The following is a 22,741-nucleotide window of genomic DNA, read 5'->3' on the forward strand; positions in this document are numbered from 1 at the left end:
GCTGCGTGCGCAGCATCTGCAGTCAACGCTCCCATCGGTTTGCCGGCGACCCGCCGCACCTCACAAGAAGAACACCGATGGACCACGAAATGCCCGAGGGGACTGCGACTGTGCTGCCGGACCACACGGCCGATGCGGCGCTGTCACGCCGCCGTTTCATCCGCGGCGCCATGCTCTATGCCATGGCCGTCGGCGCCGGTACCACGCTGTCGGCATGCGGCGGCGGCGGAGGCGATGACGACAGCGGCGACCCGCCACCGCCGGAAAGTGCGAGCGAGGCCTTCAAGCATGGCGTCGCCAGTGGCGACCCGCTCGCAGACCGCGTGATCCTGTGGACGCGCGTTTCGCCAGTGGCACCGGGCACCTTCATGGTGGGCTGGGAGCTGTCGAGCGACGCCAACTTCGGCATCATCCTGGGGCGCGGCACCGTGACCACCGGGCCTGCACAGGACTACACGGTCAAGGTCGACGTGACTGGCTTGCAGCCGTCCAGCACGTACTACTACCGCTTCTCGCATGGGGCGGAGCTTTCTCCCATCGGCCGGACCAAGACGCTGCCCGTCGGCAGCGTGAGCCAGGTCAAGCTGGCCGTGCTGTCGTGCGCCAACTTTCCCGCGGGTTACTTCAACGTCTATGCCGACGTGGCCAAGCGTGGCGACATCGACGCCGCGCTGCACCTGGGCGACTACATCTACGAGTACGGCCTGCTGGGCTATGCGTCGCAGACGGCCTTCGTCATCGACCGCGAGTCCGACCCGCGGCAGGAGATCCTGACCCTGGCCGACTACCGGCGGCGGCATGCACAGTACAAGACCGACCCCGACCTGCGGGCGCTGCACGCGGCCGTCCCGCTGATCGCCGTGTGGGATGACCACGACGTGGCCGACAACGCGTGGTCGGCGGGCGCGGGCAACCACGATGCATCCTCCGAAGGAGGCTTTGCCGAACGCCGCGCCGCAGCGGTGCAGGCCTGGCAGGAATGGCTGCCGATCCGCGTACCCGATGCGGCGAACCCCTTGAAGATCTACCGCAGCTTCGACTTCGGCACGCTGGCGTCGCTGCACATGCTGGACACCCGGCTCATCGGACGCGACGAGCAGCTCACGCTGCCCGCCTTCCTGGAAGGCGCGGGGCTTGGGGCAGGGCGGCAGATGCTCGGCACCGAGCAGTCGGACTGGCTGACCGCTCAGATGACGGCGTCCAGCGCAACCTGGCAGGTGCTGGGCCAGCAGGTGCTGATGGCGCGCATGGAAATTCCCTTGTCGGTCGCCTCGTCGTTCACCTTGGAGACGCTGGCCGAATTCACCTTGGCTAAGGCCACGCCCGAACCGCTGCGCAGCGATTCGCAGCGGGAGCTGGTGAACCAGCGACGCGCGCCGTACAACCTCGATGCCTGGGACGGCTACCCGGCCGCGCGCGAGTCGGTGCTGGCCACGGCACGCGGTCTGGACAAGAACCTGATCTCGCTGGCCGGCGACACCCACAACGCGTGGGCCAGCGACCTGACGGATGCCGCGGGCGGCCACGTGGGCGTGGAATTTGCCACCGCATCGGTCAGCTCGCCGGGCTTCGAGCGTGCGCTGCCGCTGATCTCCAGCGCCGTGCTGGAGGACGCGTTTCCCGACATGGTTCCGGACCTGCGCTACGCCGAGTGCAGCCACCGTGGCTATGTGGTGCTGACGCTGACGCCCGCCGAGGCACGCAGTGAATGGGTGGAGGTCGACACCGTCTGGAGCCGCGACTACCAGGCCCGCACTGTCAAGACCCTGCGCACCTTGCCGGGCAGCGGCAACAGAACCATCCTCGACGCTTGAGGGTGCGCGCTTCGGCGCAGTGAGGCCGGCGGATCGCCACGCGCTTGCCTGCGCGCCTGCAGGCCGTCGGGCCGCGCAGCGGTCCTCATTCGCCTGCACCGGCCGCCCTCCCAACCGCCCCACGGTGTGCGGCCGTGCCCGCTTCGCGGCCGCCGCACCGGCCCGCAACGCACCGCGGCATGCAAACCATGGTTGCAGAAACTGCGGTTTGCAGGGGCAGATGCCGCTCCATACTGCGCCGCGATCCGGCCGCCGTGGCCGCGACATACCGATGGGAGACGCATCTGATGAGAGCAGCAGTTCTGCAGGAGTTCGGCCAGCCGCTGGTGATCCAGGAGGTGGCGATTGCCGCGCCCGGGCCGGACGAGGTGCTGCTGAGAACCGCCGCCGTCGGCCTGTGCCACAGCGACCTGCACTACATGCAGGGCATGCGCAAGATTCCGCTGCCTGGCGTGCTGGGCCACGAAGTCTCTGGCGTGGTCGAGGCCGTGGGCGAGCGCGTGCGGGATCTCCAACCCGGCGACCACGTGGTCGGTGCCCTGTCGGTCTTTTGCGGCCTGTGCCGGCAATGCCTGGGCGGCCGTTTCGCGCTGTGCATGGACACCGAGGTCAAGCAGCCCCCCGGCAAGGCGCGGCGCCTGTCGCATGGCGAGCAGCCGGTCAGCCAGGTATTCAACCTGTCCGGCTTTGCCGAGAAGATGCTGGTGCACCGCAACGCGCTGGTTCAGATCCGCAAGGACATGCCGCTGGACCGCGCGGCGCTGCTGGGCTGCGCCGTGATCACCGGCACCGGTGCGGTGTTCCGCAACGCGCAGGTGCCGGCCGGCGCCTCGGTGGCGGTGGTGGGCTGCGGCGGCGTGGGCCTGGCGGCCGTCAATGGCGCCCAGATCGCCGGTGCGGCGCGCATCATCGCCATCGACAACGTGCCCGGCAAGCTGGAGCTGGCCCGCAAGTTCGGCGCCACCGACACGCTGCTGGCGAGCGAGGGCGACGTGGTCGCCCGCGTGCAGGAGATGACACAGGGCGGCGTGGAGTTCTCGTTCGAATGCATCGGCCTGCCCGCCACAGTGGAGCAGTGCTTCCGCATGCTCCAGCCGGGCGGCACGGCCACCATCGTCGGCCTGTTCGCGCCCGGCGCCAAGGCTTCCATCGAGGGCAGCGAGTTCTTCCTGGAGAAGAAGATCCGCGGCTCCGCCTTGGGCTCGGCGCGCATCCGCGACGACATCCCGCGCCTGGTGGAGCTGTACCTGCAGGGCCGGCTCAACCTGGACGACATGGTGTCGCGGCGCATCCGGCTGGAAGACATCAACGAAGGATTCGCCGCCATGCAGCGCGGCGAGGTGGCGCGCAGCGTGATCGTGTTCGACGGCGTGGGCGGGTGAGCGTGGCAGGCGCGCCGCGCAGCCCTGGCGACATCGATTTCTACAACGAGGAGACTTGCATGCACGGCGTTCAGATCCACCGGCGGACCCTGTTGGCGTCCGCGCTCGCCCTGCTGGGCACCCCGGCGCTGGCGCAGGGCGACGCCTGGCCGAACAAGCCGATCCGCCTGGTGGCGCCCGGCGCCGCCGGCGACGGCGTGGACATCTTCGCGCGCATGCTGGCCGGGCCGCTGCAGGACGCGCTGAAGCAGTCGGTCTTCGTGGAGAACAAGGTGGGCGCCAACAGCGTGATCGGCAACGACTTCGTCGCCAAGGCCGCACCCGACGGCTACACCATGCTGCTGTCGCCGTCCTCTTCCATCGCGATCAGCCCGATCGTGCTGCCCAGGATGCCCTACGACACGCAGAAGGACCTGCTGCCCGTGGCCCAGGTGGGCGCCAGCGGCGTGCTGCTGATGGCCAACCCCGCCAGCGGCTTCAAGAACCTGGCGGACATGGTGCGCCACGCGCGCGCCAACCCGGGCAAGCTGTCTTACGGCACCTGGGGCAGCGGCTCCACCGGCCACCTGGCCATGGAAGGCATCAAGGCCCATTACGGGCTGGACATGCCGCACGTGCCCTACAAGGGCACGGCCACCGAACTGAACGACCTGCTGGCCAACAACATCAGCGTGGGCTTTCTGGACATCGCCTCGCCGGTGCCGCACATCCAGTCCGGCAAGCTGGTGGCGCTGGGCGTGACGGGAACCGCCCGCGGCCCGGCGCTGCTGCAGGTGCCCACGCTGACCGAACAGGGCTACAAGTTCGACGTGAACGGCTGGTACGGCGTGTTCGTCCCGGCCAGGACGCCGCAGCCCATCGTGCAGCGGCTCAACCAGGAGATCAACCGCATCTTGGCGACGGAAGAGACGCAAAAGAAGTTCGCCGCACTGAACATGCCCAAGCCGCCGATCCTGACGGCCGAGCAGTTCGCGGCGACGGTTGCCGGTGACATCGCGACCTGGCAGGGGTTGGCGAAGATGGCCAAGCTCACGAACGAGTAGCAACCGAAACGCAACGCCGCTTCGGTCGCGTGGCCGGCGGTGGCGCCGATCAGGCCAGTCGGCCAAGCGCAACGGCTGCGCCATCCCGCGTACCGCGCCCCTGCCCCGAAGGCGTCCTGCAGCGCTTGCCCACGCAGCGCGCCCACGCATCGAACCCCGGAGGTGCCGGCGCTTCACTTTCGCTTCAACACCTGCTTGCTTGCAGCTATGCTGAAGCGCAGGCCATGGCATGGCCGCAGCTGCGCCTTGCGGCATCGTGCGTGGACAACGTGTCGACGGGGCGGTGCTCGCCGTTGATGCCGCGAAGTGTTGACAGGGGACTATTGCGATGTCTTTAGCCAATCCACAGGCGCTGGTCGATCGCCTTTCGCAAAAGCAGAAGAAGCTATCCACCCTGCTGGTCGGCGCGAATGTGGCCATTGCTCTGATTCTTCTGGCACTGATGTATGCGGTGCACAACGCATCGAAGCAGTCGTACGAGTCACAAGCACAGAGCCTGGCGGAAGGGATTGCCACCATCGCACAGGCCAACGTGGGCAGCGAACTCAACCTGATCGATGCGGTTCTGCGGGCAACCGCAGATGAGGTGCAGCGACTCAAACCGGGCGCTGGAGCAACGACGCCGCTGGTCGACGAAATACTGCAAACACGTTTGAACCTGTTGCCCGGAGCCGAGGCCTTCAGGTTGACCGACAGGTCCGGACTGGTCCAGTGGGGAACGGGACTGCCGCCAGGTCAGCGCATGGACGTATCGGACAGACCGTACTTCATGGAGGCGCAGCGGCGGCCAAGTGAGCAGACGCTCGTCGCAGGGCCGGTGCGTTCGCGCGTCTCGGGCAATTGGGTCCTGGTTTTCATCCGCCCGCTGACGATCGAAGGAGAGTTCGCCGGCATTCTCTACGTCAGTGTCAACGTGGACCATTTCCAGAGGTTGTTCAGCCAGTATGACCTCGGCGAGAAGGATGCGGTCACGCTGCGCGCCCGCGACCTGGCACTTGTGGCGCGCCACTCTCCTGGTGCCTTGGTTCTTCCCGATGTCGGCGAAACGGCTGTTTCTGACGCATTGAAACGCGCCGCGACGCAGAACAGTGCCAGTGGATTCTTCGTCTCCAAGGTTGCCATCGACGGTGAAATGCGCTCAACGGCCTACCGAGCGGTCGGTGACTGGCCATTCACCGTCTATGCGGGCGTCAGTCACAGCCGATTCTTCCAAGCCTGGCGCGACCAGGTGTGGACGCACTCGGCGCTGGCTGGGTTCTTGTGGTGTCTCGTCGTCCTCGCGACGTTTGCGACATACCGCTCAGGCGTCAAGGTGGCCCACGGCCTGCAAGCTCTGGCCGACCAGACAGAGCGCACCAACGTCCTGTTGAGGATTGCTGGCGACGGTATCCACATCATCAACAGCGACGGCGTGCTCGTGGAAATGAGCGACTCCTTCGCTGAAATGCTGCGCTCCACCCGCGAGAAGTTGCTGGGCAAGCACATCTCGGAATGGGACGCCAACCAGAACCGGGAGCGCGTCACCCATTGGCTCTCCAAGCTCAAGGACAGGGACCATCAGAGGGTCGACGTCCAGCACCGGCGCGACGACGGCACCGTCATCGACGTCGATCTGCAGATGAGGGCCGTGAACATTGGCGGAGAGCTCCTGGTTTTTGGCTCCGCCCGAGACGTGAGCGACATCAAGCGCCTCGTGGTTGAACAGACCGCGATGTTGGAGAACGAGCTGGTGGGCATGGCCAAGATCGAGGACCGGCATTTCAGTTGGAGGAATGCAGCCTTTGAACGCGTCTTCGGGTATGCATCGGGAGAATTGGCAGGATTGCCAACCCGGGTCATCTATCTGGACGACGCTACCCATGACTTCATCGGCAAAGAAGCCTACAGCGTTCTACAGAGCGGATCGCAGTACCGCACGCAGTTGCGCATGCGCAAGAAGGATGGTGCTGCAGTGTGGGTCGATTTCGGGGCCGTGCGGTTTGCGGAGAACTGCGTCCTGGTGTTGGCCGTCGACATCACTGCTGCGAGAGAGGCGCATGACCATCTCGCACACGCGGCGTTCCATGATCCGCTCACCCAACTGCCCAATCGTCTGCTGTTGAAGGACCGGCTGGTGCAAGCACTTGGAACGGCCCAGAGGGAGGGAACACGCGTTGCGATCTGCTACATGGATCTCGATGGTTTCAAAGCTGTCAACGACACGCTTGGGCATGAAACCGGCGATGCACTGCTCAAGGAAGTCGCACGCCGTCTGCTGAGACAGGTGCGTGCATCCGATACCGCTGCACGGGTCGGGGGTGATGAATTTGTCCTGATCCTGACCAACATCGAGGGGGAGGAATGGTCGGCCATTCTCGAGCGTGTGAGCTTGGCCGTTCGAGAGCCGTTCGTCGTCAACGGCGCTGTTTCGCAGGTGGGCGCGACGCTGGGCGTGGCCTTGTCTTCTCCGGATGAGACAGCCGAAGAACTGATGGACCGCGCCGACCACAAGATGCTGGAAGGCAAGCGCCGCGGCAAAGGAACGATCACCGTCGCCGGAGATGCCGACGGCACCCGTCTCTGAGTCGCTGGGCCTTTGGGCAGCGGTCAGTCATCTGCCGGCAGGAGAGAGGGGGAATGCAAACCTCGCGCGACCTGCAGCCATATCCGCGCGCGAACGGGCGACGAAGCCAACGCCTGGCGCCAGCACTGCGCGCGCTGCGGGAGCTTGCCAGCGGTACCCGGCACCTGCGTCACAGCGCCTGCTTCGGCAGCTGCAGGCTTTGCAGCAGCGGCACCCAGCGGTCGAACTCCGTCTTGATGAACGTGGACAGCTCCTCGGGCGTCCCTCCGCGCGGCTCCATGCCGATGGCGCGCGCACGGGTGACGAACTCCGGGTCGGCAATGATCTGGTTCACCGCGCGGTTCAGCCGGTCAACGGTGTCGCGCGGCGTGGCAGCCGGCACCGAGAGCGAATACCACAGCAGCGCCTCGATGTCGTAGCCCTGTTCCTTGAAGGTGGGCGCCTCGGGCACCTGGGGCATGCGCTTGCTGTCCATCACGCCCAGCACCCGCATTTTGCCGGCGCGGACATGCTGCAGCGGGCCGGTGATGGAGGTGCCGTGCACGTCGATCTGCCCGCCCAGCAGCGCCTGCAGCCCCGGCGCATCGCCGTTGAACGGGATGTGCGTGGTGCTGATGCCGGCCATGTTCTCGAAGGCCATGGGCGCCAGGTTGGTCAGGATGGAGGCACCCGGCGAGCCGCGGTTGATCTTGCCGGGGTTGGCCTTGGCATAGGCCACCATCTCCTTGATGTTCTGAAAGGGCAGGTCCATGCGGCCGACCAGGATGGAGGGCTGGTAGGCGATCTGCGTGACCGGCGCGAAGTCCCTGGCCGGGTCGTACGGCAGCTTGTCGTAGATCACGGTGTTGCTGGCCAGGATGCCGAGCGAGGACATCAGGATGGTCTGCCCATCGGGCCGCGCGCGGGCCACGTGGTCGGCCGCCACGATGCCGCTGGCGCCCGGCTTGTTCTCGACGATCACCTGCGTGCCGCGCTTGGTGAGTTCGGCCGCCAGCAGCCGCACGTATTGGTCGGTGCCACCGCCGGGCGGGAACGGCACGATGATGCGGGCCGGTTGCTGGGCCTGGGCGGGGCCGACCATCCCGATCGTGGCGACCAGGGACAAGAGCAGGCCGGAGATGAAGGTGTGCATGCGCATGAAGGTGTCTCCTCGGTTGTTTGAAATGTGGGGCAGGGCGCAGTCAGCGGCCGGCTGCCGGTGCAGTGGCGTCTTTGCCGTCCTGGACCTGCTGGAACACGGTGGCACCCAGGGCCGTGCCGTGCACGGCCAGGTGGGCGCCCAGCTGGATGGCCTGCTGCAGTTCGGCCGCCGGCACGCCCTGGGCCAGCGCGGTGGCCGCGATCTGGCGCACCGCCTGCGCGTTGAACGCGGTGAAGCAGGCATGCAGGGCCAGCTGCACGGTGCTGCGCTCGGCCGGCGTCAGCCCGCCTTCGGGGCGGCCGTGCTCGATGAAGTCCAGCAACACCTGGGCATAGCCCGGGTCGCGCTGCGCAAGCTGGGCCAGCGGCAGGGCGTGCGCGGGGCCGACGCGGTCGATGCGCTGCTGCAGCGGGGTGTCGATGGCGGGCGCCGCATCGGGCGACCCGGTCAACTCGGCGAGGATGTCGCTGGCCTGGCACACGCTGGCCACGCCCTGCACGGCCACTAGGTGCAGCACGTCGAAGATGTCGGCCTGCGTGGCGCCCACCTCGAGCGCGCGCTGCAAATGGGTCTGCAGGCCGGAGGCGAACAGGTGCGAGGACGAGGCGTCCAGCGCCACGTAGATGAGCTCGACCATGCGCGGTGTCAGCGGCCCGGTGCGCGCCGGGTGGCCGGCGTAGCGCGCGTACTGCTGTAGAAAGCCCGGGTTGACGTCGAGCAGGGTCTCGGTCCATGGGCGCCAGTAGCCGCGTTCGGCGATGAAGAAGGCCTTGGTCTGTTCGCGCGTGGCGGTGTCTGCGGTGCTGTGTGTGCTCATGCCGTCTCCTGTTCTGCGGTGGCCCGGCAGACCAGCGTCTGCCCGGTCAGGTATTGCGCAGCGGCCCCGCACACATAGCGCAGCAGCGCATGCAGGGACTGCGGCGGTGTCTGCGGCGCCACCTCCAGCGCGTTGATGCGCAGCGCGCGGCTGCCCCATTCGCAGGCCAGCGTGGCCACCAGCATGCGGGCGGCGGCGGCGTCGCCGGCGTCCTGCCAGCGGGCGGCCTGCGTGCGCGGCAGCAGGACGGTCAGGCTGGCCTGCTGCGTGTGGTGCGCGGCAAAGCGGGCGGCGGCGGCATGCACCGCCTGCAGCAGGCCGGCCGGTGCGGCGTGCAGCGGCGACAGGTCGAGGCAGGCGGCGTAGTGGGCGGCGGATGGGCTGGCTGGCGCGATGGCCTGCCATGGCGCGGTGTCGCCACGCACCACCTCCAGCCGCAAGGGCAGGTCCAGGGGCTGCGGCGCCAGCTCGGCCGGGGCGAAGCGCTGGCTGCCACCGTAGATGGACGAGCCGCCGTTCACCGCCAGGGTTTGCCCGCTCAAGGGCTGCGCGCCGCGGCTGGCCAGGAAGAACAGCGCCTGCGCCATTTCGGCGGGCGCGGCCATGCGGCCCAGCGGAATCTTGCCGACGGCCGCGTCGGGCTGCAGCCGGCCGGCCTGGATCAATCCTTCCACCAGTTCGGTGCGCACGAAGCCCGGTGCCAGCACCGTCACGCACCACTCCGGGTGCGCCTGCGCCAGTGCCTGCGTCTGCGCGATCAGCCCGGCCTTGCTCGGGCTGTAGGCACCGCGCCACGGGATGGCCTGCAGCCCCGCGCCGGACGAGACGTTGACCACGCGCGCGCCAGGCAAGAGCAGCGCGCTGCAGGCATCCACCACGGCGGCGGGCGCCGCCAGGTTGAGCGCCAGCAGGCGGCCCATCTGGGCGGCGCTCTGCTGGGCCAGCGGTGTGTTCGACGCATCGGACATGCCGGCGTTGTTGACGAGGGCGTCCAGCGCCGGCGTGCCCGCGGACAGCCGGGCGATCTGCTGCGGCGCGAGCAGGTCGATGGCGTGCAACATGTGCGCGCCGTCAGCGGGCGCGGGCAGGGTGGCGCCGACCTGCAGCAGGGCGTCGGCGTTGTGGTCGACCAGCACGCATTGCCAGCCTGCGGCGGCGAACAGCCGAGCCGTGTCGCGCCCGATGCCGGACGCGGCGCCGGTGATCAGAACCGTCTGCATTCGGCGGCCCGCCTCAGATGTTGGTGAGCGTGATGCCGCCGTCGACCGTCAGCGCCTGCGCCGTCATGAAGCTCGCCTCGTCGCTGGCCAGGAAGCAGATGCTGCGCGCGATGTCCTGCACCGTGCCCAGCCGGCCCAGCGGCGTGCGGGCGATGCGGTTGGCGTCGCGCTCGGCATTGCGGTTGCGCTGCGTGCCCTCGGTGGGCACGGCGGACGGGCACACGGCATTGACGCGGATGTTGCGCGGGCCCAGTTCGGCCGCCGCTGCGCGCGTGATGCCCAGGATGCCGGCCTTGATGCCCGAATACACCACCGAGTTGGCGGCCGAGCGCAGCGCCGCGACCGAGGCCACGTTGACGATGGAGCCACCGCGCTGCGGGTCCATCACGGCCACCGCTTCCTGCAGGCTCCAGATGACGGACTTGAAGCCCACGTCGAGCATGCGCTCGATGGTCTCCGGCATGATTTCCGGGATGGCCTGGTAGCGCACCCAGGCCGCGTTGTTGACCAGGATGTCGAGCCGCTGGGCGTGTGCAAAAGCGCGCTGGATGGCCTCGCGCATGCCTTCGCGGCTGGCGATGTTGACTGGCGCGCCGAAGGCCTGGCCGCCGCGCGTGCGGATGTCGTCCACCACGGGCGCGACGAGTTCTTCCTTGAGGTCGTTCACGCAGACGATGGCGCCGCGCGCGGCCATCTGCAGCGCCGTCTCGCGGCCGATGCCGGCGCCGGCGCCGGTGATGAGGGCCACGCGGCCCGAGAGGTCTTGGTGCATCAATGTTCCCTGGTGTTCACACGGACGCGATGAAGTCGCGGCCGACCTGGCTGGCCAGCGCGCCCGAGCCGAAGGCGGCGTCGAACTTGCGCACCTCGCGCAGCGACACATGCAGCGGCAGCTCCCAGGTGAAGCCCATGCCACCGTGCAGGTGGATGGATTTCTCCAGCACGAAGGCGGCGCTCGACAGCGCGTTGGCCAGCACGGGCCGGGCGTTGCGCGGCAGGCCGTCTTCGTCTGCATCGAGCACGCGCTGGATGCCCGCGTTGGCAGCCTCCTGCAGCAGCCGCATGCGCGCCAGCAGGTGGCGCACCGCCTGCTTGGCCGACAGCGGGCGGCCGAACTGCACGCGCGTCGCAATGTAGGCGGCGGTGGTGGCCAGCGCGCCTTCGGCCGCACCGTTGACGAAGCCGGCGACCAGGATGTCGCGCTCGCGCTGCAGCGCGCCGAAGGTGGCGGCATCCAGCGTGGCCAGCACCTTGGCATCGGCCAGCCCCAGCCAGCACTGCGGATGCTCCGGGTCCAGCGCGGCGTCGTCCTCGATCTGGACGGTGGCCAGGTCGAGCAGGGCCGCGCCGCCCTGGCCGTCGGCCACCAGCACCCAGTCGCTGGTGCGGGCATGGCGCGCCTGGCCGGCATAGCCGTCCTGCAGGCTGCCCTGCAAAGCCCAGGTGGCGATACGTGTGCCGCCGGCCAGCTCCTCTGCCAGCGGGGACGTGCCCAGCGCCTTGGCGACGAGGATGGTCTCCAGCAGCGGCCACTGCAGGCGCAGCTTGCCGGCCTCGGCCACGATGGGCAGCGCGAAGGCCGTGCCCAGCGCCAGGCCGCCGGCATCTTCGTCGGCACAGACACCGCACAGGCCGGCGCTGGCCAGCACCTGGGCGGCTTCGCGCGCGCTGCGCCCCAGCGCATCGGCGATGGCTGCGGCCGCGGCCTGGGCGAACTCTTCGGGTTGGAGGTCTTGGTCCGACATGGTCAGAGGTCCTTGGGCAAGTTCATGATGCGGTCGGCGATGATGTCCAGCTGCACCTCGGTGGTGCCGGCGTAGATGGTTTCGGCGCGGGCGAACAGGTAGCCGGTGGTGAAGTGCTTGCGGGCGCGCTGCGCCAGCGCACTGGAGCGCGGCGTGACGTGCGACACCAGCGACAGCGCCAGCGCTGCGAAGGCCTGGTGGCATTCGGACCAGTACAGCTTGGTCAGCGATCCGCGCGCGCCGATCTTCTCGCCCGCCACCATCTGGCGCACCGTGCGTTCGACCAGGCCCTTCAGTGCGTCGATCTCGCCCACCACCTCGCCGATGCGGCGCTGGGTGTGGCCGTCGTCCAGCAGCGGGGCGAGTTGCGGGTCCGACTTGCAGGCCGCGATCAGCTGGCGCAGCTCGCACTCGAAGCGCCAGGCGCGGTACATGCGGTTGGTCGCGCGTTCGATGGACAGCACGCGGATGGCCGCGTTCCAGCCTTCGTCGGGTGCGCCCAGGCGCGCACTGTCGGGCACCACCACGTTGTCGAAGAAGACCTCGGCGAACGACTCCTTGCCGTCGATGGACTTGATTGGCACCACGCGGATGCCGGGCGTGTCCATGGGCACGGCGAACATCAAGAGGCCGCGGTGCTTGTCGGCCACGGTGCCGGTGCGCGTCAGCAGCAGGCAGTAGTGCGCCTTGGCCGCGCCGCTGGTCCAGATCTTCTGGCCGTCGATGCGCCAGCTGTCGCCCTCGGGCACGGCCTTGGTCCGCAGGCGCGCCAGGTCGGAGCCAGCATCGGGCTCCGAGAAGCCCTGGCACCAGTAGTCCTGCATGGACAGGATGCGCGGCAGGAACTGCAGCTTCTGCTGCTCCGTGCCCACGGTCTGGATGATCGGCCCGGCCAGTTCCTTGCCGATGGAGCTCACGCTCTCGGGCATGGCCAGCGCACCGACTTCCTTGTTGACGGCCAGGTGCTCGCGCAGCGTCAGGCCCAGGCCGCCATAGGCCTTGGGCCAGGTCATGCCGGCCAAGCCGGCCTGGTACATCGCCGCTTCCCAGTCGCGGCATTCGTCCAGCGTGGGCGTGCGGTAGTCGGCGCTGTCGGCGCGCATGTGCGCGGGCAGGTTGGCGCGCAACCATTGGCGCGCGTACTGGCGGTAGACGGCCGGGCCGGCGGCGGCGTCGGGGATGGCCGGGTTCTTGTCCATTTGCATGGGCGGCTTCAGTGGGCGGAAGGGTTGCGGGAGGTGGGAACCATCAGCGCATCGAGCACGAGGACGCCTTCGCCCTCGGGCCGCACCAGGATGGGGTTCATGTCGATCTCGGCCACGTCGGCGGCGTGGCGGCAGGCGAATTCGGAGAGCCGGGCCACGGTGCGCGCGGCGGCGGCCACGTCGGCCTTGGGCTGGCCGCGCGCGCCGTCCAGCAGCGCGAACATCTTCAGGCTGCGGATCATGCGCAGCGCCTCGTCTTCGGACACGGGGGCCACCTGCACGGCCACGTCTTTCAACACCTCGGCGTAGATGCCGCCCAGGCCGACCATGACCACCGGGCCGAACACCGGGTCGCGCGAGACGCCTGCGATCAACTCCACGCCGCCGCGCACCATGGGCGCCACCAGCACGCCGTCCAGCCGCGCGGTAGGGGCGTGCTGGCGTGCGTTGTCCATCAGCCGCGCGAAGGCGTCGCGCACGGCCGCGTCGTCTTGCAGGTTCAACGCCACGCCGCCGATCTCGGTCTTGTGGGCGATGTCTTCCGAGGCGATCTTCAGCACCACGGGGTAGCCCGTGGCGCGGGCGCTGCGCACGGCATCGTCGGCGGAGCCCACGATCTCTTCGCGCGGCACGGAGATGCCGGCCGCGGCGAGTGCCTTCTTGGCATGGAACTCGTTGCGGAACACGGCGGGGTCCACCGCGTCGCGCGGGCCGTCGTAGGCCGCGGCGGTGGGCAGGGTGGTGAGCTGGCCGAGCCGCACCAGGCCGGCCAGGCCGGTGGCCGCCGCCGGGATGCTGGGGAACACCGGGATGCCCAGCGCGCGGATCTCGGCCACCGCATCGGGCGGGCCCTGGCTGATCAGCACCAGCAGCCGATGCGGGTGGCTGGCGCGGATCTTCTCCAGCGCTTCCAGGTAGACGCAGCGCAGCCGCGGGTTGTACAGCGACAGGGCCAGCAGCAGCACCAGCGTGCTGCCGTTCGCATCGTTCTGCAAGGCCGTCAGCATCTTCAGCAGGATGTCGGGCCGGGCCGACATCTGGGCCGATGCATCGACCGGGTTGTTGGTGCCGGCGGCCGGCACGGCCTCGCGGATCAGGGCCTGGGTGGTCTCGCCCAGCGCGGGCAGCGTCATGCCGGCCTGCACCATGGCGTCGGCCATCATGATGCCGAAGCCGCCCGAGGCCGCCACCAGCGTCACCGCGTCCGTCGTGGGGAGGCGCTGCGCACCGAGCAGCACGGCGGCGTGGCCCACATCCAGCAGCTCTTCGAACGAGCGCACGCGCAGCACGCCATGGCGGCGGAACACGGCGTCGAACACCGCGTCGGAGCCGGTCAGCGCGCCGGTGTGCGAGGCGGCGGCCGCCTGGCCCTGCGCCGTGGCGCCGATCTTCAGCACGATGACCGGCTTGTGCCGGCGGCGCGCCATGTCCAGCGCCTGGGCCAGCCGGCCGGCGTGGCGGCAGGTCTCCATGCAGCACAGGATGATGGTGGTGGCCGGGTCCTCGGCCAGCGCGGCGATGCCGTCGGCCACGTCGACATCGGCCTCGTTGCCGGTGGCGATGAAGCGGCTCACGCCCAGGCCGCGGTCGGCCATGTTGCGCATGGTGAAGCTGCCGATGTTGCCGGACTGCGAGACGATGCCGACCTGCCCCGCGGGCGGCAGGCTCTGCTCCAGCGCGACGGAGAAGGAGCCGACCAGCTTGTCCACCACGTTGACTGCGCCCAGGCAGTTCGGGCCCAAGAGGCGCATGCCGTGCGTGCGCGCCACGCGCACCAGCTCGGCCTGCACGGCAGCACCCTCGGGGCCGGCCTCGGCGAAGCCGGTGGACAGCACGATCGCGCCGCGCACGCCGCGCTCGGCGCAGTCGCGCACGGCCTGCAGCGTGGCAGCGGCCGGTACGGCAAGGATGGCCAGTTCCGGCGCCGTGGGCGTGTCCAGAACAGAGGCGTACGCCTGCAGCCCCTGCAGCGTGCCGCCCTTGGGGTTGATGGGGTAGATGGCGCCGGCGTAGCCGTATTTGCGCAGCAGCTGCACCGGGCGGCCGCCGATCTTGGTGATGTCGTCGGAGGCGCCCACCACGGCCACGCTGGCGGCCGTGAAGAAAGCATCCATCCCGACGCCGGGCGCCGCTTGAACCTGGGTCAGCATGCTCAGCGCCCCTTGAAGACCGGTGCGCGCTTTTCCAGGAAGGCCATGCGGGCCTCGCGTGCGTCCTCGGTCTTGGAGAGCGCGACGGTGAACTCCTGCTCGAAGCGGTAGGCGTCGCGCTGCGGCATCACATCCACCATGTTGGCGGCGCGCTTCGCATACGCGATGGCCAGCGGCGCCTTGGCGGCGATCTCGCGCGCCAGGGCCATGGTCACCGGCAGCAGATCCTTCTCGGCCACCACGTCCTCGATCACGTTGCGCTTGAGCAGGTCGTGCGCGGTGAGGCGCTGGCCCGTGAAGAACATGCGGCGCAGCGTGGAGCGGCCGAACAGGGTCTTTAGCATCGACGCGCCACCGGCCAGGCCGACGTTGATCTCGGGCATGCCCACGGTGGCGTTCTCGGAGGCATACAGGATGTCGCAGGCAGCCGCCAGGCCGAAGCCCGCGCCGAGGGCCGCACCGTTGATGGCGGCGATGACGGGCTTGCTGCACTCGCGGATGGCGTTGCCGGTCTCGCGGGTGATGCGGTTGTGCTCCAGGAAGTCACCCATGACCTCTGCGTTCGGCCGGTCTTTGAGGTCGGCGCCGGCGCAGAACATGGTGCCGGTGCCGGTCAGCACCGCGCAGCGGATGTCGTCTCGCTCGGCGATGGCATCGAAGGTGGCCACGATCATGCGGCGCATGTCGCGGTTCAGCGCGTTGACCGGCTTGCGGTCCAGCGTGACCAGGCCTACACCCTCGGAAACTTCCAAACGCACCCATTCTTCGCTCATAAGACCACCTTTGTGAAAGCCAGCTTGCCGCAGCAAGATTCGCAAGATTGACGAGACATCGCACTCGGTGACAAACAGCCCGTTCTGCGCGGGAAGTTCTTGTCCTGGCTTCGCAAGCCGGGTGGCCTGCGCTGGTTTGTCTCAGTGTCGATACGCTGGCTGGATTGTAGAAATCGGGCCCCGATTCACTCTCGTCGAATCCGGAGTACTGTTCTGCAAAAAACGAAGGATTCGCCGTTTGCTGGCGCGGCCTGGCTGGGTACGATTCAGCGCGCCGATATTCGATGGATGGCGAACAAGAGAATGTCGGCCAACGCCAATGAGTTTGCAGTTTCTGAGTTTCCCTTGTCGACCATGAATATCCAGCGCCTCGGCGATTTGAAAACCGCATTGGGAGAATGCCCGGTGTGGCACGGCGGGCGGCTGTGGCTGCTGGACTGCCGCGCCGGGCTGGTGCTGGCGCTGGATGCGGGCACGGGCGCGGTGGTGGCGCGCCACGCCGCGCCGGCACCGCTGGGCGCGTTCGCGTTCCACGGCGATGGCGCAGATTGCATCGTGCTGGCCCTCAAGGAAGAGATCGCCACGCTCGATTTGCACAGCGGGCAACTCCGCACCCTGGCCCGGATCGAGGCCAGCCATCCGCAGCTGCGGCTGAACGACGGCACGGCGCTGGCCGACGGCAGCTTCCTGGTGGGCACCATGCACGTGCCGCGCGTGCCCGGCGAGGCGCCGCTGGGCGGGCTCTACCGGCTCGATCCCCAATTGCGCCTGCACCGGCTCGACGAGGGGCTGGGCATCACCAACGGCCCCTGCGTGAACCCGCTGACGGGCCGCCTGCATGTGGCCGACAGCAGCGAGCGCGTGGTCTATTCGTACCGCATCGAGGCAGACGGCCGCCTGGCCGACAAGCAGGTCTTCGTGCGCACCGAGGAATACGGTTCAGGTCCTGACGGCTGCGCCTTCGACACCGAGGGCGGGCTGTGGATGGCGCTGGTGCGCGTGGGCGCGCTGGCCCGTTTCGACCTGCAGGGCCGGCTGACGCACAAGATCGATGTGCCGGTGACGCACCCGAGCGCGCTGTGCTTCGGCGGCCCCGGCCTGGCCGACCTGTTCGTCACCAGCATCAGCGACAGCGGGCGGTTGCAGGCCACCGGCCCGCTGGATGGCGCTGTGCTGAAGCTGACGGGCCTGGGCTTTGCTGGCCTGGCACGGCCGGTGTGCCGGCTGGCGCTGTAGATCCAGCTCAGGCGTCGGCGGTGGGCGCGTGCAGCCCGGCGGCCTTGCCGTGGGCGGCGAAGCGCAGCTCGGGCCCAGCCACGTGGTCGGCCACGAAATCCAGGAAGAGGCGGATCTTGGCGGGGACGATGGGCGTGTCGAGGATGGTCGCGTACATGCCCTCGTCGAAGCCCTTGTTGCTGATGCGCCAGTCCTCCAGCACCCGTACCAGCCAGCCCATGCGGATGTCGTTGGCCACGGTGTAGTCGTCCAGCAATACCAGGCCCTCACCCAGGCGCGCCAGTTCCAGCAGCGCGATGCCGTTGTTGCAGAGGTGGCGCGGCTGGAATGCGATTTCGGTGTGCTCCTCGCTTTGCTTGAACAGCCAGGTGGTCTGGTCGCCCGGCAGCTGGTAAGCCAGGCAGTCGTGCGCCAGGATGTCCTGTGGCTGGCGCAAGGCGGGCTTGGCGGCCAGGTAGGCGGGAGTGGCGACCAGGTGGCGGTCGCTCTGGAACAGCTTGCGCCGCTTGACGCCCGCCTCTTCGGGCGGCGAGATGCGGAAGTCGATGTCGAACTGGTTGCGGCGCAGGTCGACGGCGGCCTCGGTCAGCGTCAGCTCGATGTGGATGGCCGGGTAGCGCTTGCGGAAGGCCGCGATCAGCGCCGGCAGCACGCCCAGGCCGAACATCACGCGCGAATGCACGCGCAGCACGCCCTGCGGTGCGGTGCTGATGGCGGTGATGTTGCTCTGCAGCTCGTTGATGCGCCACAGGATGCCTTCGAGCTGGCGCGCGTACTCCTGGCCGGATTCGGTCAGCGTGACCTGCCGCGTGGAACGCAGCAGCAGCTTGACCTTCAGCTCCTCTTCGATGTCCGTGATCATGCGCGACACGCCCGTCGCCGAGATGCCGAAGCGGCGTGCCGTCTCCGAGAAATTGCGCGTCTGCGAGATCGACAGGAAGAGCTCCATGGCGCGCAACCTATCCATGAATCCCCCGGATTCTGCAGTTCACATCTGCAGTTTCTGCGGTAGCTGAATGGGCGTGGCTCCCTAGAATTTGGCAAGCCTTTCGGCTGCTCATTCGGCGGCTCTTATTGCGGAGAATATTCATGGAATTCGGCGTTTTCATTCTTGCCCAGCAACGGGGTTATCACCAGACATCCCGGCAGGTCATCAACAACTCGATCGAGCAGACCGTCGCGGCGGAACAGGCGGGTTTTCATAATGCCTGGTATGCCGAGCACCATTTCAACAATTACTCGCTGTCGCCTTCGCCGTTGATGATGGTGGCCCATATGGCCGCCAAGACCCAACGCATTCGCCTGGGCACGGCGGTCTGCATCCTGCCACTCTACCAACCCGCGCGCTTCCTGGCCGAGGTGGGTTTTGCCGACACGGTGTCCAACGGCCGGCTCGACCTGGGCGTGGGCTCGGGCTACCAGGAGTTCGAGTTCGAGCGCTTCGGCGTGAAGATCGCTGACGCCAGCGCCATCTACAACGAGTTCCTGGACATCCTGCACCTGGGCATGACCCAGAAGATCTTCGAGTACGAGGGCAAGTTCCTGAAGATGCCGCGCTCGTCCATCGCCGTGCGCTGCGTGCAGGAGCCGATGCCGCCGCTGTGGATCACCTCGGGCAACCCGGTGGCGCTGGGCCGCGGTGTGCGTGAGAACCACAACCTGTTCGTCACCGCGCTGCTGAACGGCAACGAGGCCATCGGCGGCCTGCGCGCACGCCTGGACAAGGTCGCCAGCGACAACGGCAAGGACCTGGACCGCGATGTGAAGTTCGGCTTCCTGCGCTGCGCCTACGCCAGCGACAACAACGCCGAGATCGATGCCTACCTGGATTGCGCGCGCTTCCAAAGGCGCATCTCCGAAAGCCTGAAGTACCGGCGGGCCCAATCCGAAGACGGCTACATGGTCAAGGAAGTGCCGTCCGACACCGACCCCACGATGGAGCAGCTGCGCAAGAACCTGCCCGTGGGCCCGATCAACCAGGTGATCGACAAGATGCTGGAAGAGATCAGCATCCTGCGGCCCAAGCACATCGCCCTGCAGACGCAGCTGGGCGACTTCGACCAGAAGACCATGCTCAAGCAGATCGAGTTGTGGGGCGAACGGATCATTCCCGCCATCCAGAAGGAACTGGCGCGCAACCCGGCTGCGCACGCCGTGGCGGCCTGAGCACCGCGCACCGAAAAATGAAGGAGACCCCCATGAGCCACACACCCATCCACCGACGAACCCTGCTGCTCGGCAGCCTGCTGCTGGGCAGCGGCATCCCGGCCCTGGCCAACACGGGCGAATGGCCGGCGCGGCCGATCCGCATCGTGGTGGCCGGCTCGGCCGGCGCAGGCGGCGACATCTTCGCGCGCCTGATCGCCGAGCCCCTGTCCAGGGCACTGAAGCAGCCTGTCGTGGTGGAACCCAAGGCGGGCGCGAACGGCTTGATCGCTTGCGACACGGTGGCCAAGGCGCAGGGCGACGGCTACACGCTGCTGTTCGCGCCGTCGTCGGCCATCCTGATCAACCCGGTGATCCACGCCAAGATGCCGTACGACACCGAGAAGGACCTCACGCCCGTGGCGCAGGTGGGTGCGGCCGGCATCCTGCTGGTGGCCAATCCGGGCACGGGCTTCAAGAACCTCGCGGACATGGTGGCCTACGCCAAGGCCAACCCAGGCAAGCTGGCCTATGGCTCCTGGGGCACGGGCTCGTCGGGCCACCTGGCCATGGAAGGCATCAAGGCGCACTACGGCCTGGACATGCCGCACGCCCCCTACAAGACACTGGTCACGGAAGTGACCGACCTGATCGGCAACAACATCAGCGTGGGCTTCACCGACATCCAGTCGCCGCTGCCCCACATGAAGGCGGGCAAGCTCGTGGGCCTGGGCCAGACCGGCTCGCAACGCTGGCCCGCCACGCAGGATCTGCCCACCTTGGCCGAGCAGGGCTACAAGTTCGAGGCCGATGGCTGGTACGGCGTGTTCGCGCCGGCCGGCACGCCGCAGGCCATCGTCGACCGGCTCAACGAGGAGATCAACCGGCTGCAAAAGACCGATGCGGTGCGCCAGAAGATCGAGGGGCAGAACATGATCGTGCCGGTGGCCCGCACGGCCAAGGAATACGCCGCGTCGATCCGGAAAGACGCGGCCATCTGGCAAGGCCTGGCACGCGTGACGGAGTTGAAAGACAAGTAAGAAGCCGATCGCTTGCACTTGCCAAAGAACCGGGGCCTTGGGCCCCGTTGTCTTTGGTGCATGCGGCTCTCGATTGCCTTCGATCCTGCACTTTTCTGCAGGACTGAACCACGCCGTTCCCATATTCCCGATCGCAGGGGGCAGCCAGAAAATTCGCTGCATCGGACCGCACTCATCAACGACGGAGCAACCTATGGAACTCGGCGTCTTCATCCTCGCGCAGCAACGTGGCTGGCACCAGACCTCGCAGCAGGTCAGCCAGAACTCGGCGATGCACGCCGTAACGGTGTGGTGCAGATGACCGCGCCAAGCTTCGACAGCCAGGCCATGCGGGGCAGGGTGGCCGTGGTCACCGGCGCAGCCGGCGGGCTGGGCCTGGCGATCTGCCAACAGCTGCGGGCGATGGGCGCGCAGGTGGTGCAGGCCGACATCGGCTACGCCGCCACGCCTTCCGACTCGGATGGCGCGCTGGCTGTGCACTGCGACATCGCAGACCCGGCGTCCATCGCGGCGATGGCCGGGCTGACGCGCGCGCGCTTCGGGCGCTGCGACGTGCTGGTCAACAACGCGGCCATCACGGGGCAGCCCGTCGGCCTGGAAGAGCTGCCGGTCGAGCTGTGGGACCGCGTTTTCCGCGTGAACCTGCGCGGCGCCCTGCTGTGCGCGCAGGCGCTGGTGCCGATGATGTTCGCGCAGGAGGCGGGCAGCATCGTCAACGTGGCGTCGATCGCCGCGCAGTCGCCCTCGCGCGTGGGCGCCTACGGCGCGACCAAGGCCGCGTTGCAGGCGCTGACGCGCCAGATGGCGGTGGAGTGGGGGCCGCGCGGCGTGCGTGCCAACGCGGTCAGCCCGGGCATGGTGCGCACGCCGCTGTCGGAGCCGCACTACCGCGACGAGGGCGTGCTCAAGCGCCGCACCGCGCGCATTCCCGCGCGGCGCCTGGGCCTGCCAGCCGACATCGCGGGCGCCGTGTGCTTCCTGGCCAGCGACGCGTCTGCCTACGTCAACGGGCAGGACCTTGTGGTCGACGGCGGCTTCCTCAAGGCCTCGCTGAGCAACCTCTACCAACCCGACCAATGAGACACGCCATGGAATCGCCCAAACGCCTGCAGAACGTCTTCGTCGTGGCCGAGCGGCCCGCCGAACTTCATGCTTTCTACGCGCAGGCCCTCGGCCTGCAGCTGAAGTTCCGCGACCACGACCGATGGATCCAGTACGCCGTCGGCAACACGAGCGTGGCCCTGGCCTGCCGCGAAGAAGCGGTACCGGCCACCTCCGGCGTGGTCATGGTGTTCGAGGTGGACGACTTCACGGCCACCGCCGAGCGCGTGGCCGCCGCGGGCGGCGAGGTGCTGGGCACGCGCGACATGGGCGCGCATGGCGCCGTGCTCTCGCTGCGCGACCCCGAGGGCAACACCGTTCAACTCTTCAAGCGCCAGGGGGCACCCGCACCATGACCGACATCACGGCGGCCATCGACCCCAAGCTGTTCCGCCAGCTGCTGGGCTGCTTCCCAACCGGGGTGGCGGTCATCACCACGACCACCGCCGATGGCAAGCCCGTGGGCCTGACCTGCAATTCGTTCAGCTCCGTCTCGCTGGAGCCGCCGCTGGTGCTGTTCAGCCTGCGCAAGGCCAGCAGCCTGCTGGGCAGCTTCGTGGCGGCCGAGCGCTTTGCCATCAACATCCTGTCGCAGAGCCAGGACGCGCTGTCCGGCCGCTTCGCCTCAAGCAAGATCGCCGACAAGTTCGAGGGCGTGGACTGGGCGCCGGGCCCTCTCGGCACGCCGCTGATCGACGACTGCCTGGCCAGCTTCGAGTGCCGCGTGCATGCCCGCCATGAAGCCGGCGACCACGACATCTTCATCGGCGAGGTCCGGCACATGGGCACCGGCTCCAGCGAGCATGCGCTGGTGTTCTACAAGGGCGCCTACATGATGCTGGCCGAGTCGCTGCGCAAGCAGGTGCTCGAAGGCCGGCTGGACACGCCGGCCATCGACGAGGCCTACCGCGCGCTGTATGGCACGCTGTTGCGCCTGGCCTGCGAACGCGCCTCGGGGGCCGAGGTGGACGCGATCGAGGCCGCGACCGACGAGATCGAACGGCACCAGGGCCTGCTTGCCGCGCCGCAACGCATCGAGGCGCTCGCGCGCTTTTTCTCGTCCATCGCACAGGCTGGGCACAACGAAGCGCTGCGGCTCATGGCGCAGACCATGACGGCCGTGCTGCGCGAACGCCTCTTGCATGTGACCCCTTCGATTCCTCGGCCCGACGTGTTTCCCTTGCGCCGCGAGGTCGTGCGCTGCCTGCGGGACCGCGATGCGGACGGCGCGACTGCGGCCTTGGACGAGTTGATTGCCACGCTGCGCAGGGACACTCCGGAGTAGCAACAGGGTCGTTCGTCTCTCGCCCGGGGTACGGGCGGGGCGCTCAAGCGCCGAGCAGCGTCATGTACTGGGTTCTGGTTG

Annotated in this window: 19 protein-coding genes; 10 read left to right on the top strand and 9 right to left on the bottom strand. The window is 68.3% G+C overall.

Translation table 11 applies throughout. The features are described from left to right. The first annotated feature begins 77 nt into the window (after window positions 1-77). The 4 genes from DES41_RS19405 to DES41_RS19420 all read left to right on the top strand — a co-directional run bounded on the left by DES41_RS19405 (window position 78) and on the right by DES41_RS19420 (window position 6,802). Complete coding sequence (locus DES41_RS19405; protein WP_114469297.1) at window positions 78-1,814, top strand: alkaline phosphatase D family protein; 1,737 nt, start codon at window positions 78-80, stop codon at window positions 1,812-1,814. Window positions 1,815-2,101: 287 nt separating this feature from the next. After that, window positions 2,102-3,196: a Zn-dependent alcohol dehydrogenase gene (locus tag DES41_RS19410; protein WP_114469298.1), complete on the top strand. Its 1,095-nt coding sequence runs from the start codon at window positions 2,102-2,104 to the stop codon at window positions 3,194-3,196. Window positions 3,197-3,255: 59 nt separating this feature from the next. Further along, window positions 3,256-4,239 (top strand): Bug family tripartite tricarboxylate transporter substrate binding protein, encoded by a 984-nt coding sequence (locus DES41_RS19415; RefSeq protein WP_114469539.1) that lies wholly within the window; start codon window positions 3,256-3,258, stop codon window positions 4,237-4,239. A 328-nt stretch (window positions 4,240-4,567) separates the two neighbouring features. Further along, the gene (locus tag DES41_RS19420; RefSeq protein WP_114469299.1) at window positions 4,568-6,802 is read left to right on the top strand and encodes a bifunctional diguanylate cyclase/phosphodiesterase; all 2,235 of its coding nucleotides are present in this window, start codon (window positions 4,568-4,570) and stop codon (window positions 6,800-6,802) included. 169 nt (window positions 6,803-6,971) lie between these two features. Here DES41_RS19420 and DES41_RS19425 read toward each other — a convergent pair whose 3' ends face one another. From DES41_RS19425 to DES41_RS19460, 8 genes are read right to left on the bottom strand one after another with little or no spacing between them, the layout of a single operon-like run. Continuing rightward, window positions 6,972-7,940, bottom strand: coding sequence for a Bug family tripartite tricarboxylate transporter substrate binding protein (locus DES41_RS19425; RefSeq protein ID WP_245965778.1), 969 nt, complete (start codon window positions 7,938-7,940; stop codon window positions 6,972-6,974). Between the two features lie 43 nt (window positions 7,941-7,983). Next, window positions 7,984-8,760, bottom strand: a complete 777-nt coding sequence (locus tag DES41_RS19430) for a carboxymuconolactone decarboxylase family protein (protein ID WP_114469300.1) — start codon at window positions 8,758-8,760, stop codon at window positions 7,984-7,986. Continuing rightward, on the bottom strand, window positions 8,757-9,980 hold the full coding sequence (locus DES41_RS19435; RefSeq protein WP_114469301.1) for an SDR family NAD(P)-dependent oxidoreductase: 1,224 nt from the start codon (window positions 9,978-9,980) through the stop codon (window positions 8,757-8,759). Before DES41_RS19435 ends, DES41_RS19430 begins: the two co-directional genes overlap by 4 nt. Window positions 9,981-9,993: 13 nt before the next feature. Then, window positions 9,994-10,752 carry an SDR family NAD(P)-dependent oxidoreductase gene (locus DES41_RS19440; RefSeq protein ID WP_114469302.1) on the bottom strand — a complete coding sequence of 253 codons (759 nt, stop codon included), beginning with the start codon at window positions 10,750-10,752 and terminating at the stop codon, window positions 9,994-9,996. A 16-nt stretch (window positions 10,753-10,768) separates the two neighbouring features. Continuing rightward, on the bottom strand, window positions 10,769-11,725 hold the full coding sequence (locus DES41_RS19445) for an acyl-CoA dehydrogenase family protein (RefSeq protein WP_114469303.1): 957 nt from the start codon (window positions 11,723-11,725) through the stop codon (window positions 10,769-10,771). Between the two features lie 2 nt (window positions 11,726-11,727). After that, window positions 11,728-12,930: an acyl-CoA dehydrogenase family protein gene (locus tag DES41_RS19450; RefSeq protein ID WP_114469304.1), complete on the bottom strand. Its 1,203-nt coding sequence runs from the start codon at window positions 12,928-12,930 to the stop codon at window positions 11,728-11,730. Window positions 12,931-12,938: 8 nt separating this feature from the next. After that, window positions 12,939-15,080, bottom strand: a complete 2,142-nt coding sequence (locus DES41_RS19455) for an acetate--CoA ligase family protein (protein WP_114469305.1) — start codon at window positions 15,078-15,080, stop codon at window positions 12,939-12,941. 2 nt (window positions 15,081-15,082) lie between these two features. After that, window positions 15,083-15,853, bottom strand: a complete 771-nt coding sequence (locus DES41_RS19460; RefSeq protein ID WP_114469306.1) for an enoyl-CoA hydratase/isomerase family protein — start codon at window positions 15,851-15,853, stop codon at window positions 15,083-15,085. A gap of 354 nt (window positions 15,854-16,207) precedes the next feature. Between DES41_RS19460 and DES41_RS19465 the strand changes: the two genes are divergently transcribed. After that, on the top strand, window positions 16,208-17,089 hold the full coding sequence (locus tag DES41_RS19465; protein ID WP_114469307.1) for an SMP-30/gluconolactonase/LRE family protein: 882 nt from the start codon (window positions 16,208-16,210) through the stop codon (window positions 17,087-17,089). A 7-nt stretch (window positions 17,090-17,096) separates the two neighbouring features. On the opposite strand, the gene DES41_RS19470 is transcribed toward DES41_RS19465, so the two are convergent. Further along, window positions 17,097-18,038 (bottom strand): LysR family transcriptional regulator, encoded by a 942-nt coding sequence (locus tag DES41_RS19470; protein ID WP_245965779.1) that lies wholly within the window; start codon window positions 18,036-18,038, stop codon window positions 17,097-17,099. 140 nt (window positions 18,039-18,178) lie between these two features. Here DES41_RS19470 and DES41_RS19475 point away from each other — a divergent pair, with 140 nt between their 5' ends. The 5 genes from DES41_RS19475 (at window position 18,179) to DES41_RS19495 (ending at window position 22,660) form a co-directional block, all read left to right on the top strand. Further along, a complete protein-coding gene (locus tag DES41_RS19475) occupies window positions 18,179-19,255 on the top strand; it encodes an LLM class flavin-dependent oxidoreductase (protein WP_114469309.1) in 1,077 nt (358 codons plus the stop codon). Between the two features lie 32 nt (window positions 19,256-19,287). Next, a complete protein-coding gene (locus tag DES41_RS19480; RefSeq protein WP_114469310.1) occupies window positions 19,288-20,274 on the top strand; it encodes a Bug family tripartite tricarboxylate transporter substrate binding protein in 987 nt (328 codons plus the stop codon). A gap of 297 nt (window positions 20,275-20,571) precedes the next feature. Further along, window positions 20,572-21,354 carry an SDR family NAD(P)-dependent oxidoreductase gene (locus tag DES41_RS19485; protein ID WP_245965780.1) on the top strand — a complete coding sequence of 261 codons (783 nt, stop codon included), beginning with the start codon at window positions 20,572-20,574 and terminating at the stop codon, window positions 21,352-21,354. 8 nt (window positions 21,355-21,362) lie between these two features. Continuing rightward, complete coding sequence (locus DES41_RS19490; RefSeq protein WP_245965781.1) at window positions 21,363-21,731, top strand: VOC family protein; 369 nt, start codon at window positions 21,363-21,365, stop codon at window positions 21,729-21,731. Then, window positions 21,728-22,660 (top strand): flavin reductase, encoded by a 933-nt coding sequence (locus DES41_RS19495; protein ID WP_114469312.1) that lies wholly within the window; start codon window positions 21,728-21,730, stop codon window positions 22,658-22,660. Before DES41_RS19490 ends, DES41_RS19495 begins: the two co-directional genes overlap by 4 nt. Window positions 22,661-22,741 lie beyond the last annotated feature (81 nt).

The sequence above is a fragment of the Pseudorhodoferax soli genome (assembly GCF_003337555.1).
Lineage (GTDB): Bacteria > Pseudomonadota > Gammaproteobacteria > Burkholderiales > Burkholderiaceae_C > Pseudorhodoferax > Pseudorhodoferax soli.